The sequence below is a fragment of the Roseimarinus sediminis genome (assembly GCF_050433125.1).
Taxonomy (GTDB): Bacteria; Bacteroidota; Bacteroidia; order Bacteroidales; family Prolixibacteraceae; genus Roseimarinus; species Roseimarinus sediminis.
In genome coordinates this window covers 323,701-340,215 of record NZ_JBNPXV010000002.1, presented here as the reverse complement: position 1 = coordinate 340,215, position 16,515 = coordinate 323,701, and the positions used below count along the sequence as shown (strand labels likewise).

The following is a 16,515-nucleotide window of genomic DNA, read 5'->3' as shown; positions in this document are numbered from 1 at the left end:
CAAACTCCAGCCACACCCGGTCCGATACTGGCAGGATCATTGACGGAAACAATCATTAAAATAAGAAAACATGAAATACTTTTTCCTGAACCTTTTACTGATAATAAGCACCAGCTTCACCAGCCGAGCCTCAACTCATCCCGACTGGCACAATACGGTTGGAGCCAAAAGCTTTCCCGATAAAAGCGAAACCTACTGTGTGAACGATTTTGCTGAAAATGAGAAAGAAATCAGTAACTGGGCTCCTTTCATTCAGCAAAGCATCGATGCGTGCCACAAAAATGGTGGCGGTATCGTCTATTTCAAACCGGGCACCTACCCTTCGGGATCCATTTTTGTAAAAGAGAATGTCAACCTGCGCATCGATAAGGAAGTGACTTTAAAGGGCATCCCCAGCGAAGAAGTTTATCCCATCATCGATACCCGCATTGCCGGTATTGAAATGAAATGGCCGGCAGCACTGGTGAACATCATCGATACCCAAAATGCAGCCATTACCGGAACCGGTACCATCGATGGTGAAGGAAAATATTTCTGGGACAAATTCTGGAACATGTTTCCCGATTACGACAACAACGGGCTACGCTGGGCGCTCGATTACGACTGCCAGCGTCCCAGGCTAATTCTGGTTTCCGATTCGAAAAATATAACACTGAAGGATCTTCGTTTGGAAGAACCTGGTTTCTGGACCGTCCACCTGCTCTATTCCGAAAATGTAACGGTCGACGGCCTCATTATTCGTAACAACATTGGCGGGCACGGTCCCAGCTCCGACGGGGTCGACATCGACTCATCGTCGCGCATATTGGTTCAAAACTGCGACATCGACTGCAACGATGATAATTTCTGTCTGAAAGCGGGCAAAGATGCCGATGGCTTAAGGGTGAACCGGCCTACCGAGTATGTGGTCATTCGCGACTGCGTTGCACGTGCCGGTCATGGTTTGATAACCTTCGGCAGCGAAACTTCGGGCAGCATCCGCCACATCGAAGCCTACCATCTCGAAGCAACGGGCACCTTGTACGGAATCAGGCTCAAATCGGCCAAAACCCGCGGCGGCACCATCGAAGATGTGTACATTCACGACCTTGTGATGGACGATGTGTTTGTGCCCATACGCGGAACACTCAACTGGTTTCCAAAATACAGCTACAGCAAGCTGCCTCCGGGACTCAAAGAGGTACCCGAGCACTGGAAAACCTTAGCGGGAAAAGTTAAAAAGAAGGATGGAATCCCCACTTTCCGCAATTTCAAAATTGAAAACATAAAAGCCACCCGTGCCGGTTCGGCAATCGAAGTAGCCGGGCTCGAGGAATCAAAAATTACCGGCTTCGAAATCATCAATACAAGCATCGAATGCAAGCGCCCCGGCTACATCAACCATGTGGCCAACTGGACCTTCGACCAGGTAAAAATTGACGCACTCTCGAACGAGGCAGTAACTGAAGAAAACGCAAAGAACATTCAATGGATCAACCAATAAACCTGCTATCATGATTCGACTTAATACTAAATCCCTGCAAAAATGGGCCTTCGGCTTACTGGTTTTATTAGCCGTGAGTACAGGATGCACCGACCACAACAGCAATGCTTATGGTGAATGGCCTGAAATTACAAGTCAGCAAAAAACATGGGCCCGTTGGTGGTGGATGGGTTCTGCCGTCGATAAGGAAAGCATCACGGCCGAACTGGAAGCCTTTGCGGCTGCCGGCATCGGAGGTGTTGAAATTACACCCATTTACGGAGTTAGGGGCTACGAAGAACAGTTCATTGATTTCCTTTCGCCCCAATGGATTGAAATGCTCGAACACACGGTGAACGAAGCCGAACGACTCAGCATGCAGGTCGACATGGTAATGGGTACGGGCTGGCCCTTTGGTGGCCCCATGGTCGAACCCGAATTTGCAGCCGGTAAAATAAGCATTCAAAAGTATCCGGTTGAAGCCGACAAGCTCTTTGAAAAGGAAATAAATATTAACGATCCCAAACAAAAGGGATTGGCAGTGCTTCAAAATGTCCTTGTTTTTGAAAAGAATGGCGAAATGACCGATCTGACACCTTTACTAAAAGAAGGTCTGTTGAAATACGTTCCTTCCGAAACAAGCCATATTTACGCCATCTTCTGTGCCAAAACCAGACAGCAGGTAAAACGTTCGGCCCCGGGTGGTGCCGGCTATACACTCGACCATCTTTCGGCTGAGGCATTCAACGACTACAGTCAGCCCTTTACCGAAGCACTTGCTCCGCTTAAAAACAAAATGAGGGGCATTTTCAACGACAGCTACGAAGTGTATGGCGCCGATTATTCACCGGCCTTTCTCGAAGAATTTAAAAAACGTCGCCAGTACGACTTGCTTCAACACATCCCCTTGCTCGACGAAAAACCCGACACCGAAAGCTATCGCCGCCTGTTGACCGATTACCGCGAAACCATGGGCGACATGCTGCTCGAAAACTTTGCCCGCAACTGGAGCAGATGGAGCCACGACAATACCTTCATCACCAAGTACCAGGCCCATGGTTCACCGGGTAATCTCATCGACTTGTATGCCGCGGCCGACATTCCCGAATGCGAGGTATTCGGCTCACCCAAATACGACATTCCCGGCTACCGCCGCGACACCAACAATGTAAGGCATGGCGATTCGAACAAAATGATGCTGAAATTTGCCTCATCGGCAGCTCACCTGCAAGGCAAGGAAATTGTTTCGTCCGAATCGTTTACCTGGCTGCGCGAACATTTCAAAACGGCGCTTTCGCATGCCAAACCAGTAGCCGACGACCTCTTCCTAAGCGGTGTGAACCATATTTTTCTTCATGGATCGACCTTCTCACCCAAAGATGAAGAATGGCCGGGATGGAAATTTTACGCCTCGGTTAACTTCAACCCTACCAATACCATCTGGAAAGATACGCCCTACCTGTTTGATTACATTGCCAGGTGCCAGTCAGTGCTTCAAAAGGCAAAAACCGACAATGAAGTTTTACTCTACTTCCCGGTTCACGATGCCTATGCCGCTCCGCAACCTGAACGTTTACTGCACATGCTCAACATACATACAATTGATGAATGGCTCACCCCCACTTCGTTCTACAAAATTGCCACCGAATTGGATGACAACGGTATTGGCTTCGACTTCATTTCCGATACTTTTTTAATGAATTCGACCATCGAAAACGGAATGATAAAAACAGCCGAAGGAACCAGCTACAAAACCCTGATCGTTCCCGACACCTGGTCGATGCCCGAAGCCACACTGAACCAGTTGCTGAAGCTGAAGCAAAAAGGGGCCTCCATCCTATTCAAGGGACTTCCGGAAACGGTTCCCGGTTTATTTAATGTTGAGAAGCGCGAAAGCGCAATGCAAAAAACTTTGAAAAGCTATAAGAACTTATCCAACGGAAATGGCTCATTGATTGCATGGCTCGAACAAAATGATGTAAAGGGAGAAAACGCATCAAGCCATGGTTTGAAAATAATCCGCAAGCAGCTCAACGGTGATAAAATCTATTTCATTGCCAACCATAGCAGCAAAACCATCGACGAATATGTGCATTTCAACGCCCCGGGAGTTTCGGCCCTGCTCATGGATCCGCTTACACAAAAAACCGGCCTTGCTAAAATGAAGCCCGATGAAAATGGTATTGAAGTACTGCTGCAGTTAATGCCCGGCGAAACCATTTTCATGCATGCCATTTCGGAAGAACTTGAAATGGAACCCTGGAAATACTACAGCGAAGGCACTCCCCTGGTCATCAACAACAGCTGGAACATCGAGTTCATCGATGGTGGACCTTCGTTGCCAGCAAGTGTTCAAATCGACGAATTAAGCTCGTGGACCAATCTGGGAGCTGCATACGAAGATTTCTCAGGAACGGCACGCTATACAACAAGCTTTGATTTGCCTGCCAGTGAGAGCGGCCGCTGGCGGCTCGACCTGGGCGACGTGCGCGAAAGTGCGCGTGTTTACATCAACGGTGAATATGCCGGCACCTGTTTTGCACATCCCTACTCCATCGAGATTTCGGAATTACTTAACGAAGGCGATAACAAACTTGAAATAGAAGTAACCAACCTGGCAGCCAACCGGCTCCGCGCACTCGAACGAAGTGGTAAGGAATGGAAGAAGTTTTACGAAATCAACATGGTAAATATTCATTATCAGAAGTTTGATGCAACAGTATGGGCAAGCACACCATCGGGTTTGTGCTCGCAGCCAAGGCTGGTTCCCTTACAGTAAAACAGTAAAAAAGAAAGGCCTCAGTTTTGAAGTATTCGCTTCAGCGGCCTTTCAATAATTCTTATTTTTACAAACAGATTCAAAACATACAACATGATACGAAAAGCATTTAAAATGAAGCTGAAGCCAGGCTTCGAAGCTGAATACAAAAAACGTCACGACGAAATCTGGCCCGAATTATCGGCACAATTAAAAGCTGCCGGGGTAAGCGACTATGCCATTTATCTCGATCGTGAAACCGGCATCCTGTTTGCTACTCAAAAACTCGACGAGCAACATACTTCGGATGAACTTCCTCACACCGAAATTGTAAAGAAATGGTGGGCTTACATGGCCGACATCATGGATACCCACGCCGACAATTCACCAGTGGCCATCGATCTTGACGAGGTTTTTTATTTGCCCTGATATTCATAACAACTAAATAAATTCACACGATGATCTTATTCAAGCGTTTATTACTACTGATCCTTTTACTGGGAACCATGGCCGGAGCGAAAGCCCAGACCAGCGACGAAGCAGCTGCAATACTCGAAAACATGAGGCTGGCCAACAGTTATTTCATGAAAAAATGGCCCGATGTGGGGAAAACCATCATCACCAACCGGGAGCGTCCCAGTAACATCTGGACTCGTGCAGTATATTACGAAGGATTGATGGGGCTTTACGAGATCGATCCCGATGCTGCCTATTATCAGTATGCGGTCGACTGGGGTGAATTTCACAAATGGGGTTTCCGAAGCGGAAATGATACCCGCAATGCCGACGATCAGTGCGCCGGTCAGACTTACATACAGCTTTACCAGATTGACCCGCAGCCCGGGCGCATTGCCAATATCAAGGAATGCATCGACAACGTGGTGGCCGGAGAACAAAACGACGACTGGTGGTGGATCGACGCCATTCAGATGGCCATGCCCATTTACGCCCAGTTAGGAGTTTTATATGACGATGAAAAGTACTTCGAAAAAATGTACGAAATGTACATGTACACCCGCAACGAGCATGGCGACAATGGTTTGTACAATCCCAAAGACAAACTATGGTGGCGCGATGCCGACTTCGATCCACCCTACACCGAACCCAACGGCGAAGATTCATACTGGTCGCGCGGAAATGGCTGGGTGATTATGGCACTGGCCCGTGTCATGGAGTTTATGCCCGAAAATGGCCCCCATTACAAGCAATACAAAAAAGACTTCAAAGCCATGTCCAAAGCGCTGATCAAAGTGCAGCGTGAAGACGGTTTATGGAATGTAAGTCTGCATGATCCCAACCATTACGGTGGCAAGGAACTCAGTGGTACTGCCATGTTCGTATACGGCATGGCCTGGGGAATCAACAACGGCATACTGTCCGAAAAGAAATACCTGCCCGTTGTGGAAAAAGCATGGGATGCCATGATTAACGACTGTTTGCACTCCAACGGCTTTCTCGGCTATGTGCAAAGTACAGGTAAAGAGCCCAAAGACGGACAACCGGTAACCTACGACAGTGTACCCGATTTTGAGGATTATGCCCTGGGCGCTTTTCTGCTGGCTGGTAAGGAAATGTACCTGCTGAAAAAATAAGCCCAAAAATTGGTACACATCAAGCAAAAGCTGACAGTTATGAAAAATACAAGAATAGCGATGCTGCTGCTCATCATGTTCATCATGATGGGCTGCAGCTCTTCGACCAGCGAAAAGGTATACCTTTTCTCCTACTTTACAGGAAATGGACAAGACGGATTGCATCTGGCCTGGAGTGAGGATGGCTTGAAATGGGAAGCACTCAACAAAGGCGAATCGCTGCTTCAGCCCGAAATAGGAAAGGACAAACTGATGCGCGACCCCTGTATCATTCAGGGCCCCGACGGACGCTTTCACATGGTGTGGACTACCGGCTGGTGGGATCAGCACATTGGCTATGCATCCAGTGATGACCTCATTCACTGGTCTGAACAGCAAATCATCCCGGTAATGGAGCATGAACCCGAAGCCAAAAACAGCTGGGCTCCCGAAGTCTTTTATGACGAAGCCGCCGGTGAATACTTTATTTTCTGGGCTACCACCATCCCGGGACGGCATTCCGAAGTAGCCGAATCGGAACGCGAAAAAGGATTGAATCACAGAATGTATGCCACTAAAACAAAGGACTTTAAAAACTTTGAACCGACCTACCTGTTTTTCAACCCCGATTTCAGTGTCATCGATGCCACCATTCTTGAGCACAAACACGAATTTATCATGTTTGTAAAGAATGAAAATCCCAATCCGCCGGAAAAGAACATTCGAATAACCCGCTCTTCGTCGGCAACAGGTCCCTATCCCACCGAAGTATCAGAACCCATTACGGGCGACTACTGGGCCGAAGGACCAACACCTCTGAAAGTGGGCAACTATGTTTACGTATATTTCGACAAGTACCGCAACCACCGTTATGGTGCAGTGCGCTCGAGTGATATGGAAACCTGGGAAGATGTGTCCGATTCAATCAGTTTTCCTCAGGGAACAAGGCATGGAACAGCGTTTACCGTTGACAAAAAGTTTTTTGAAAAGTTAATAGCAGATCTGGAAATGCAATGATCATTTAGGTCACAAAAATGAATACAACGACCAACCCTGGTCAAAAAACGAAAAGTTGTGCAAAAAAAATTATTCATCATCATCGGGCTGGTATTATTGACCAGCCCTTTGCTTTCTGCCATTACGCTACCGGCACTGGTAGGCGATAACATGGTTCTTCAACAAAACAGCAAAGTAAACATCTGGGGTAAAGCCCAACCGGGAGAACAGCTAACGGTTACGCCGGACTGGAACCAGCAGGCTGTAAGTACCATTGCCGGAACCGACAGCCTCTGGAATGTCGTGCTAAAAACACCTGCGGCAGGCGGACCTTATTCCATCACCCTCGAAGGAGAAAACACCATCGTAATCAATAATGTGCTACTGGGTGAGGTGTGGCTTTGTTCAGGCCAGTCGAACATGGAAAAGCCCATTGGTCAACAAGCGGGCCAGCAACCGGTGTTTGATCACGAACAGGAAATCGCCACAGCCAACCATCCTCATATCAGACTGTTTAAAGTTCCCAGGAGCAATTCATTGCATCTGCAAAACGATGTCAGTGCCAACTGGGAAGCCTGTTCGTCGCACTCGGTTGACAGTCTTCGCTTTTCGGCAGCAGCGTATTTCTTTGGCAGATCGCTGCATCAGGAACTGGGCATTCCCATCGGTCTGATCGATGCCAGCTGGGGTGGCACGCGCATTGAGCCCTGGACTCCGGTTGAAGGCTTTAAAATGCTCCCTTCGCTCGATTCAATTTACCAACTGGTTCAACAGCCGCTAAAAGTTGAAAAGCATGCCCCCACCCTTTTGTACAACGGAATGATTGCCCCCCTGACCAATTTTACCATTAAAGGCTGTATCTGGTACCAGGGTGAATCGAACCTGATGGACGTGAACAACGGACTGGCTTATGAAGACCGGATGAAAGCGCTGATTTACGGTTGGCGCAATGCCTGGCACAACGATGAGATGCCCTTCTACTATGTGCAGATTGCACCTTACCGCTACTTCAAAGACCGCTCCGAACGGGTCAACTCTCCCGACGAGCTACCACTGCTTTGGGAAGCCCAAACCCGCTGCCTGCAAATACCCAATACCGGCATGGTGGTCACCACCGACCTCGTGGATGATTTGAGCGACATCCACCCGCGCAATAAACTCGATGTGGGAAAACGATTGGCTTTACTCGCCCTGGCAAAAGACTACCAACAGAAAAACCTGGTTTACTCCGGTCCACAGTTTAAAAAGCTGAAAATTAAAAAGAACAAAGTCATCTTGAGTTTCGAACACAGCAAGGGCGGACTGATGGCCAAAAACGGCTATTCACTCACCTGGTTCACCATTGCAGGCAGCGACCGAAACTTTGTGCCTGCCCGGGCATTTGTGAAGAACAACAAAGTGCTTGTCAGCAGCCCTGAAGTTGAAAATCCGGTAGCCGTGCGTTTTGCCTGGCACGAAGAAGCCCGCCCCAATTTTTTCAACGGGGCCGGACTGCCTGCCATCCCCTTCAGAACCGATAACTGGCCCATGAATAAAAACTAAATCAAGCAAGCCTTCAAAACATAACAATACAACGAATGAAAAGCCTAACAAGTATTTTGCTCCTTTTTCTGCTAATCAGCTTCCTGCCCGGAAAGGCCCAAACGCACCTTTTTAATTTCGGGCAACGATACGACAAAGATGCTGTGCTGATCGACAAAACCAACTTCTACAGCAATGACCTGTCCTATGGTTTCGATCTCAACAACAAGGAAGAAGTAGAGATCATTCAACATAAAAAAGCCTTCAGAAAGTCTGTTGGTTTTTGCACAGCCGAAGTTCCCTTTTATTTCTCAGTGAAGCTACCCGAAGGTACTTACCGGGTCGACCTCACCTTTGGTCATCCCAAAAAGCCATCGCAAACAAGTGTAAAAGCCGAAGCCCGGCGGCTGATGCTGTTCAACCATGAACTCAAAGCCGGAGATGTTTGCACCAAAAGCTTTCTGGTCAATGTGCGTTCGCCCCAAATTGATAAAGAACGATCGATCAAACTGAAGGCGCGCGAATTGAACTACATGAACTGGGACAAGCGGTTGAGCCTTGAGTTTTCGGGTGAAAATGTCGCCATCCGTTCCATCGCCATTACACCGGCTCAAAATTATACCACCATTTTCCTTGCAGGAAATTCAACCGTAACCGATCAGGATTGTGCCCCCTGGGCTTCGTGGGGACAAATGATCACTCCCTATTTCGACGAGAAAGTAGCCATTGCCAACTATGCCGAATCGGGTGAATCATTGGCCTCGTTCAAAGGAGCCGGTCGCCTCGACAAGGTGCTAAGCCTGATGAAACCGGGCGATTACCTCTTCATTGAATTTGGACACAACGATCAAAAACGAAAGGGCGAAGGCATTGGCCCCTGGCTGTCGTTTACCGACCTGCTCACCGAATTTGTTACCCGGGCCCGCGAAGCAGGTGGCATTCCTGTGCTTTTAACCCCCACCCAACGCCGTTCATTCAACAGTGAAGGACAAATTGAACTGACCCACGGCGAATACCCAGCTGCCATGCGTAAAGTGGCCGCTGAGCTCAATGTACCACTGATCGATTTGAATGCCCAAACAAAGCGGCTTTATGAAGCCTGGGGACCCGAAGCTTCAAAGAAAGCCTTTGTACACTACGCTGCCAACACCTTTCCTTCACAGGAGAAAGAACTGGCCGACAATACCCACTTTAATACCTTTGGCGCCCACGAAATAGCACAACTGGTGCTTCAGGGAGTGATCGATCTCGATTTGGAGATCAGCCGGCATATCACTAATTTCAAAGCACCTTATCAACCCGAAAATCCTTCATCGTTCAGCGATTGGAACCTGGTGATGAGTCCGCGTTTTGTTAGTATTAAACCTGAAGGAAACTAGTTGCAAACTAAAAAGAAACAATCAATGAAGAACGCTTTACTTATTATGGTCGTGATGCTTATTTCCCTCTGTGGAAAAGCACAGACAAAACATCAGCTCACCATCGAAACGGGGGAAACCCTGGCCGAAGTAGCTCCCACCATGTGGGGAATCTTTTTCGAAGACATCAATTTTGCTGCCGATGGCGGTATTTATGCCGAGTTGGTAAAAAACCGCTCCTTTGAATTTCGCCATCCCATGATGGGCTGGCATGCCATCAACCTCGACATGGGGAAAGGCGAAGTGGTGGCAGTGAACCACTCGGGTGATGCTGGCAACAACTCCCGTTTTCTACGCATCAAACGTTACAATACAAACGAAGCGTTCGGCTTGCGCAACGAAGGTTTCAGAGGCATGGGAATCCGTGAAGGCGAAAGCTACAATTTCTACATCATGGCCCGCAAACTCGACAAGGACCTGAAAATGACCATTCAGCTAATCGATGCCGAAGGACTGGTAATCGGCGAAGGCCGGCTCGATGGTTTTAACGAAAACTGGAAAGAATACCAGGTCAGCTTTAAAGCCTCAAAAACCGAGGCCAATGCCCAGCTGAAAGTACTCTTTGAAGGCGAAGGCAGCATCGACATCGACATGGTATCGCTCTTTCCACAAAACACCTGGAAGAACCGTCCCAAAGGCTTGCGTCGTGACCTGATCGAAATGCTGGAAGCACTCCAGCCGGGTTTCGTGCGCTTCCCCGGAGGTTGCATTGTTGAAGGTTATACCCTCGAAAACCGCTACCAGTGGAAGAATACGGTTGGCCCCATCGAAGAACGTGTGCTGATTAAAAATCGCTGGCTCGATGAATTCCGGCACCGTTACACGCCCGACTATTTTCAAAGCTACGGAATTGGTTTCTATGAATATTTCCTGCTGGCCGAAGACCTGGGGGCCGAACCACTGCCCATACTCAACAGTGGCATGGCCTGTCAGTACAACTCCGGCGAGGTGGCTGCCATGGAAGACCTTGAACCCTACATACAGGATGCACTCGACCTGATTGAATTTGCCAACGGCGATCTTTCAAGTAAGTGGGGAAAATTGCGTGCCGACATGGGACATCCCGAACCATTCAATCTGACTTACCTGGGCATTGGAAACGAACAGTGGGGACCTCAGTACATCGAACGTTACAGGGAATTCCATAAAGTACTGAAAGAAAAGCATCCCGAAATTCAAATCATTTCGGCAGCCGGCCCCACCACCGACGAGCGCAATACCTACCTGTGGAAAGAACTGACTGCCCTGAATGCCGACATTATTGACGAACACTACTACAAACCACCCAACTGGTTTCTCGAAAATGCCAACCGTTACGACAGCTTCGACCGCAACGGTCCAAAAGTGTTTGCCGGCGAATATGCCTCGCATGTGCGTACCGAAAACAAGGCACCCGAAGCCCGCAATAACTGGTGGGCAGCCCTCACCGAAGCAGCTTTCATGACCGGACTCGAACGTAATGCCGACATCGTAGTGATGACCGCCTATGCACCCCTGCTGGCCAACAAGAATGCATGGCAGTGGAACCCCGATATGATTTGGTTCGACAACCTCAATGCAATGCCAACACCCAATTATTTCGTGCAGCAAATCTTTTCACTGAACAAAGGCAATCGGATTCTTCCGGTGAAAGAAGAAGGAAATGAACTGATCGGACAGGATAGTTTGTATGCTAGTGTCAGCATCGACGACGAGCAAAAGCTGCTCCTACTGAAGCTGGTCAATGTTTCATCCGAAAAAAAAGAAGTTGAAATCAATACTGCCGATGCAAAAGCAAAGCCCCGAAGTGAACTCCTTATTGAGTCACTTTCTGCACCACTTTCGACCTACAATGAAGTAGGAGGCAGCAACAACTTTGAAAAAGAAACCACCACCATAAGCTACAAGTCGGCGCTTCCTCAAATCAGTCTGAAGCCTCACTCGGTATCGGTGGTGAAGATTCAGTTAAAATAAATTGCTTACAACGATTTCAATTGTTGTATTGAAGCTCCGGGACCATGCTCCGGAGCATTTAAAATATTTAAACCATGACGATTCGAAACACACATTTTAAGATCAGCTATATCCTGCTTTTGCTCCTTTTTGCCATTTTAGCCGGCTGCCGGTCTTCCAACGAAGCCCAAGTGGCCGACAAACCACTTTACCGCGATCCGGTTTACGACGGAGCAGCCGACCCGGTGGTAATATGGAATGAACCGGCACAAAAATGGTTCATGTATTACACCAACCGCAGGGCCAATCTTGAAAACGCTCAGGGCGTCGACTGGGTGCACGGAACACGCATTGGCATCGCCGAATCGTCCGATGGTGGCGCCACCTGGAACTACCTCGACACCTGCAACATCAATTATCGGCCTGTGCCCGAATACACCCACTGGGCGCCCGAAGTAATCGAACATGAAGGTCTGTATCACATGTACCTCACTTATGTGCCGGGGGTTTTTACCGACTGGCGACATCCGCGCTGGATTGTTCACCTGAGCAGCAAAAACGGCATGGACTGGGATTTTGAGTCGAAGCTGAACCTGGCTTCCGAAAAGGTTATCGACGCCTGCGTGGTGCAAATGCCCGATGGCAACTGGCGCATGTGGTACAACAACGAAGCCGAAGGAAAAACCATGTATTATGCCGACAGCCCCGATCTTTATAACTGGACCGACATGGGAAAAGCTGGCGGTTCATTTCGCGGCGAAGGAGCCAAGGTCTTCAGCTGGCAAAATACCTGGTGGATGGTAATTGACGCCTGGCGGGGATTGGCTGTATATCAGTCGGACGACCTGAAAACATGGAACAGGCAAGCCGACAACATCCTGCAGGAACCCGGCACCGGACCCGACGACAAGGTGATGGGTGGGCATCCCGATGTAGTGGTGCAGAACGACAGGGCCTTTGTCTTCTATTTTACCCACCCGGGACGCCGCCCCGAAATACCCGACTCGATGGTATACGAGAAACGAAGAAGTTCCATTCAGCTTACCGAACTGTTTTACGAAAATGGCGAGTTAATATGTCACAGAGACGAAGCGGTGAAAATTAACTTAATGAAACCCTGAAAGGAAGCAACATGCCTAAGCTGCTCAGATTATGGCTTTTGTCTGCCTCATTGTTGATTTACAGTTGGGCAACAGGCCAGAATCTGTTTTTTGAGCAGCTTACCGCCTATTCTTCTCCCAATACTTCGATACACGGCATCGCCAAAGATTCGCTGGGCTATTTATGGTTTGGCAGCTGGAACGGTTTGTACCGCTATGATGGCGAGGGCTTTGAAGTTTTTCGATCTAACACCCCTGAAAGAAACATCCCCAATAACCGCATCCGCAACATCATTACCGACGACAACAAAACCCTGTGGGTTTACACCTTCGACCGACAATATCTCAGATTCAACTACCGTCTCGATCATTTCAATATCATTGAAGAAGCGGCAGTACCCCGCAATGTAAACGTGCTACTTAACGGCTCGGCCAACATGATCAACAGCCATTCCTTAATCAACGGATTTCGTTACATTATCGAGGCGAATACCTTAACAGCCATTCACAGCGAAAGCGGAAAAACCATTAAATATCAATCGGATATCTACCAGCCCGGTAGTTTAAAAGACGACCACATAAGTTATTTCTTTATTGATGATCAAAAAATTATCTGGCTTGGAACCCGGAGTGGCCGCATTTTTAAGGCCAACACCAGGCGAAAAGCATTCTCTCTGCATTATTGCCTAATCAACAATCAGCAACAGCAAATAAAATCATCGGCCAGGGTATTGTTAAAAAGCGATGATGCCTTATTTGCAGGCACCAATAACATGGGTATTATTCAATATCAGTGGTCCGAAAATCACAGTACTCCCCGACAGGTAAAAACCATTACCAGGGTTGAATCAATCCGATCGATGTGTCTGGTCGACAGGAATCTTTGGATTGGAAGCACGAACGGACTTATAAGCTACAACACCAGCAACGGAGCAGGCGAAAACATCATCAGCCGCGATCTTACACCCGATCTCAGCATTTGGTCGGTTTATGCCATCGCTATAGGCAAGGCTCCTTACATTTGGGTTGGTCTTTACGATGCCCTGGCACGGGTAAATACACAAAACAAGCAGGTTGAAATTATTCAGCTCACCGGCCTGATCAATAATCACAGCATCATGCACATTCATCGCGATGCCCAAAACAGACTTTGGCTGGCCACCGAAGGCAGTGGCATCATCCGAATGACCTTTGATGACCAACTCACACCAGACGATACCGTAATCATCAACAACAACATGCATGATCAGACATTCAGTCTTAGTAGTAACATGGTTTATTCGATGTACGAAGATGAAAACGGGAAAATATGGGCCGGTACCACCAACGGGCTGAACTGCATCGATCCTCAAAGCCTGAAAGTAGAACAATATACCGTTGAAAGCGGGCTACCCGACCCTTACATTTCAGCTGTAAGTGGCGACAACAAGGGAAATATCTGGCTATCGCACAAAAGTGGAATTTCGAAGCTGGAAATTCACTCGGGAAAAATTTCAAACTATTACATTTCGGACAACAACATTCGCTGGAGCTTTCTCGATGGCGCCTGTTATAACGACACGCTAACCCAGACCATTTACTTTGGAGCCCGCGAAGGTTTTGTATCATTCAATCCTGTTGAAATTGAAGAATCCCCCTACCCTCCATTAATCACGCTAAAGCATTTCTCTTTATCAGGCAAAGCACTGAAAATAGGAGAAGAAGTGAACGGGGAAATTGTTCTGAAGCAATCATTGTCCCATCAGAGAAGCATTGAATTAGACTATGCGAACCGTGATTTTTCAATTGAAATGGCCGCTCTTCATTACGAAAACCCTTCAGAAAACAAATATCGCTACCAGCTCGATGGCTACACCGACGAATGGATGGAAACATCGTACAACGAAGCTACCTTTTTAAAAGTCCCGGCCGGAAAATACATCTTTCGCGCCAAAGCACTTTCACCCGAAAATATTGAATCGACTGAGGTGACGCTCAACATCCGCATTCACTCGCCATGGTACGCCACCTACCAGGCCATGATTGTCTACTTCCTCCTACTGTATGCAGCCTTCTACCTGGCCTACAACATTCTGGCTACCCGAATTAAATTGAGAAACCAGCTGCGCTACGAAAAAATAAACACCGAAAAACAAGCCGAACTCAACCGCGAAAAACTCAACTTTTTCACCAATGTTTCGCACGAGCTGCGAACACCGCTTACGCTCATTGCCGATCCACTCAGGCAACTTCAGCAAAAAAACATCAGTGCTGAGAAACGACGGTTTTACCATTCGATTATCAACAAAAATATTGAACTGCTAAACAGGTTGATTAACCAGTTGCTCGACTTCCGAAAAGCCGAATCGGGCAAACTACTTGCCCATCCGGTGTTATGCGACCTTATCACAGTAGCTGATGATACCATCAATGCATTTGAAGCCTCAGCCAAAGAGCGGAATATCAGCCTGAAGGTCATACATCATTCGGGTGATCAACCTTCAGGCTTCATCGACAAGGAGAAGCTGCAACAGATACTCCTTAACCTTTTATCAAACGCGCTAAAATATACTCCCGATGATGGCGAAATTATTGTTTCGACCAGTATTGACCAAAACAACTGTCTGAAAATTATTGTAAAAGACAATGGAATTGGCATTCAACCCGAAGCTCTCGAAAGTATTTTTGAACCCTTCAACAACGAAGGGGCACAACCCTTTTACGGAACTTCATCGGGTATGGGACTTGCCATTATACGGAATTATGTAGAATTGATGGGAGGTAGCATTCAGCTGAGCAGCACACCCAATAAGGGAACAAGCGCTCATATTGTGCTTCCCTTTGAGCCGGCCCCCGAAAAACGGGAAAATACACCGCCACAAAGTCCGCCTGAATGGGCTGCTAGCGAAACCCGCCAGCCTGGTGATGAAGCGAAAACCCTCCTCCCCTCTCTGTTGATTGTTGAAGATAACCACGACATACAAGACTACCTGGCCATCGAACTAAAAGAAATGTTCACACTTTATCAGGAATTCAATGGACGTAACGGGCTGCAAAGTGCGCTGGAAAACATACCCGACATCATCATTTCAGACATTATGATGCCGGGCATCGATGGCATTGAACTGTGTCGCAGGGTGAAGTCGGACGTAAGAACCAGCCACATTCCAGTGCTTATGCTCACAGCCAAAACCGCCGATCACCATCACATTGAAGGACTTGAAACCGGCGCCGACGTCTACCTGTCGAAACCATTTAGCATGGATGTACTCAAAGCGCAGCTGAAAAGCATCATCAGCAACCGGCAGCGTTTGCAAAAGCAACTGGCTCAAAAAGAACACCTTTCTGAAATTAATGAGCAGGTCAATCAAATCGATCATGATTTCATCAGCAAGGTGATCAATGTTATTAAGGAAAACATTGAAGACACCAGTTTCAACACCGATTTTTTGGCCGAAACATTGGGCATCAGTCCTCGCCAACTCTACCGTAAACTCAATGCCATCAGCGGGAGTACCGTTCACGAATTCATAGTACGCGTACGCATGGATGAAGCAGCCAGGCTGATTGTTACATCTAAAATGAACGTTTCAGAAGTCGCATTCAAAACCGGCTACTCCGAACCATCGAACTTTTCCCGCACCTTCAAAAAACATTTCGGATGCAGCCCTTCAAAATATGCAAAGATGCATTCGTGAACATCTGTGATAAACGGGATAATCGTTCAGCAAATCACTCGTTTCATCACAATCAAAAATATTAAAATGCACCTAGTTAA

The 16,515-nt window shown here is 47.7% G+C and carries 10 protein-coding genes; all 10 read left to right on the top strand.

The genetic code is table 11. From position 1 onward, the window contains the following. Positions 1 to 70: 70 nt before the first annotated feature. The 10 genes from FHS86_RS04325 (at position 71) to FHS86_RS04280 (ending at position 16,435) form a co-directional block, all read left to right on the top strand. On the top strand, positions 71 to 1,483 hold the full coding sequence (locus FHS86_RS04325) for a glycoside hydrolase family 28 protein (RefSeq protein WP_429411513.1): 1,413 nt from the start codon (positions 71 to 73) through the stop codon (positions 1,481 to 1,483). A 10-nt stretch (positions 1,484 to 1,493) separates the two neighbouring features. Further along, positions 1,494 to 4,241, top strand: coding sequence for a glycosyl hydrolase (locus FHS86_RS04320; RefSeq protein WP_429411511.1), 2,748 nt, complete (start codon positions 1,494 to 1,496; stop codon positions 4,239 to 4,241). Between the two features lie 93 nt (positions 4,242 to 4,334). Then, the gene (gene rhaM / locus FHS86_RS04315; RefSeq protein WP_429411509.1) at positions 4,335 to 4,649 is read left to right on the top strand and encodes an L-rhamnose mutarotase; all 315 of its coding nucleotides are present in this window, start codon (positions 4,335 to 4,337) and stop codon (positions 4,647 to 4,649) included. Between the two features lie 29 nt (positions 4,650 to 4,678). Further along, a complete protein-coding gene (locus tag FHS86_RS04310; protein ID WP_429411507.1) occupies positions 4,679 to 5,812 on the top strand; it encodes a glycoside hydrolase family 88/105 protein in 1,134 nt (377 codons plus the stop codon). A 39-nt stretch (positions 5,813 to 5,851) separates the two neighbouring features. After that, positions 5,852 to 6,808 carry a glycoside hydrolase family 43 protein gene (locus FHS86_RS04305; protein WP_429411505.1) on the top strand — a complete coding sequence of 319 codons (957 nt, stop codon included), beginning with the start codon at positions 5,852 to 5,854 and terminating at the stop codon, positions 6,806 to 6,808. 57 nt (positions 6,809 to 6,865) lie between these two features. Continuing rightward, entirely contained in the window at positions 6,866 to 8,329 is a 1,464-nt protein-coding gene (locus tag FHS86_RS04300) for a sialate O-acetylesterase (RefSeq protein WP_429411503.1), read from the top strand. A 35-nt stretch (positions 8,330 to 8,364) separates the two neighbouring features. Then, positions 8,365 to 9,687: a rhamnogalacturonan acetylesterase gene (locus FHS86_RS04295; RefSeq protein WP_429411501.1), complete on the top strand. Its 1,323-nt coding sequence runs from the start codon at positions 8,365 to 8,367 to the stop codon at positions 9,685 to 9,687. A gap of 24 nt (positions 9,688 to 9,711) precedes the next feature. Next, positions 9,712 to 11,679, top strand: coding sequence for an alpha-L-arabinofuranosidase C-terminal domain-containing protein (locus FHS86_RS04290; protein ID WP_429411499.1), 1,968 nt, complete (start codon positions 9,712 to 9,714; stop codon positions 11,677 to 11,679). Between the two features lie 74 nt (positions 11,680 to 11,753). Then, the gene (locus FHS86_RS04285; RefSeq protein ID WP_429411497.1) at positions 11,754 to 12,779 is read left to right on the top strand and encodes a glycoside hydrolase family protein; all 1,026 of its coding nucleotides are present in this window, start codon (positions 11,754 to 11,756) and stop codon (positions 12,777 to 12,779) included. A gap of 11 nt (positions 12,780 to 12,790) precedes the next feature. Next, entirely contained in the window at positions 12,791 to 16,435 is a 3,645-nt protein-coding gene (locus FHS86_RS04280; protein ID WP_429411495.1) for a hybrid sensor histidine kinase/response regulator transcription factor, read from the top strand. The last annotated feature ends 80 nt before the right edge of the window (positions 16,436 to 16,515 follow it).

What these genes read in the sequence shown, in the direction of transcription:
- FHS86_RS04295 (WP_429411501.1), top strand. Translation starts at nt 8,365, where the DNA reads ATGAAAAGCCTAACAAGTATTTTGCTCCTTTTTCTGCTAATCAGCTTC.
- FHS86_RS04280 (WP_429411495.1), top strand. Translation starts at nt 12,791, where the DNA reads ATGCCTAAGCTGCTCAGATTATGGCTTTTGTCTGCCTCATTGTTGATT.
- FHS86_RS04285 (WP_429411497.1), top strand. Translation starts at nt 11,754, where the DNA reads ATGACGATTCGAAACACACATTTTAAGATCAGCTATATCCTGCTTTTG.
- FHS86_RS04325 (WP_429411513.1), top strand. Translation starts at nt 71, where the DNA reads ATGAAATACTTTTTCCTGAACCTTTTACTGATAATAAGCACCAGCTTC.
- rhaM (WP_429411509.1), top strand. Translation starts at nt 4,335, where the DNA reads ATGATACGAAAAGCATTTAAAATGAAGCTGAAGCCAGGCTTCGAAGCT.
- FHS86_RS04310 (WP_429411507.1), top strand. Translation starts at nt 4,679, where the DNA reads ATGATCTTATTCAAGCGTTTATTACTACTGATCCTTTTACTGGGAACC.
- FHS86_RS04305 (WP_429411505.1), top strand. Translation starts at nt 5,852, where the DNA reads ATGAAAAATACAAGAATAGCGATGCTGCTGCTCATCATGTTCATCATG.
- FHS86_RS04290 (WP_429411499.1), top strand. Translation starts at nt 9,712, where the DNA reads ATGAAGAACGCTTTACTTATTATGGTCGTGATGCTTATTTCCCTCTGT.
- FHS86_RS04320 (WP_429411511.1), top strand. Translation starts at nt 1,494, where the DNA reads ATGATTCGACTTAATACTAAATCCCTGCAAAAATGGGCCTTCGGCTTA.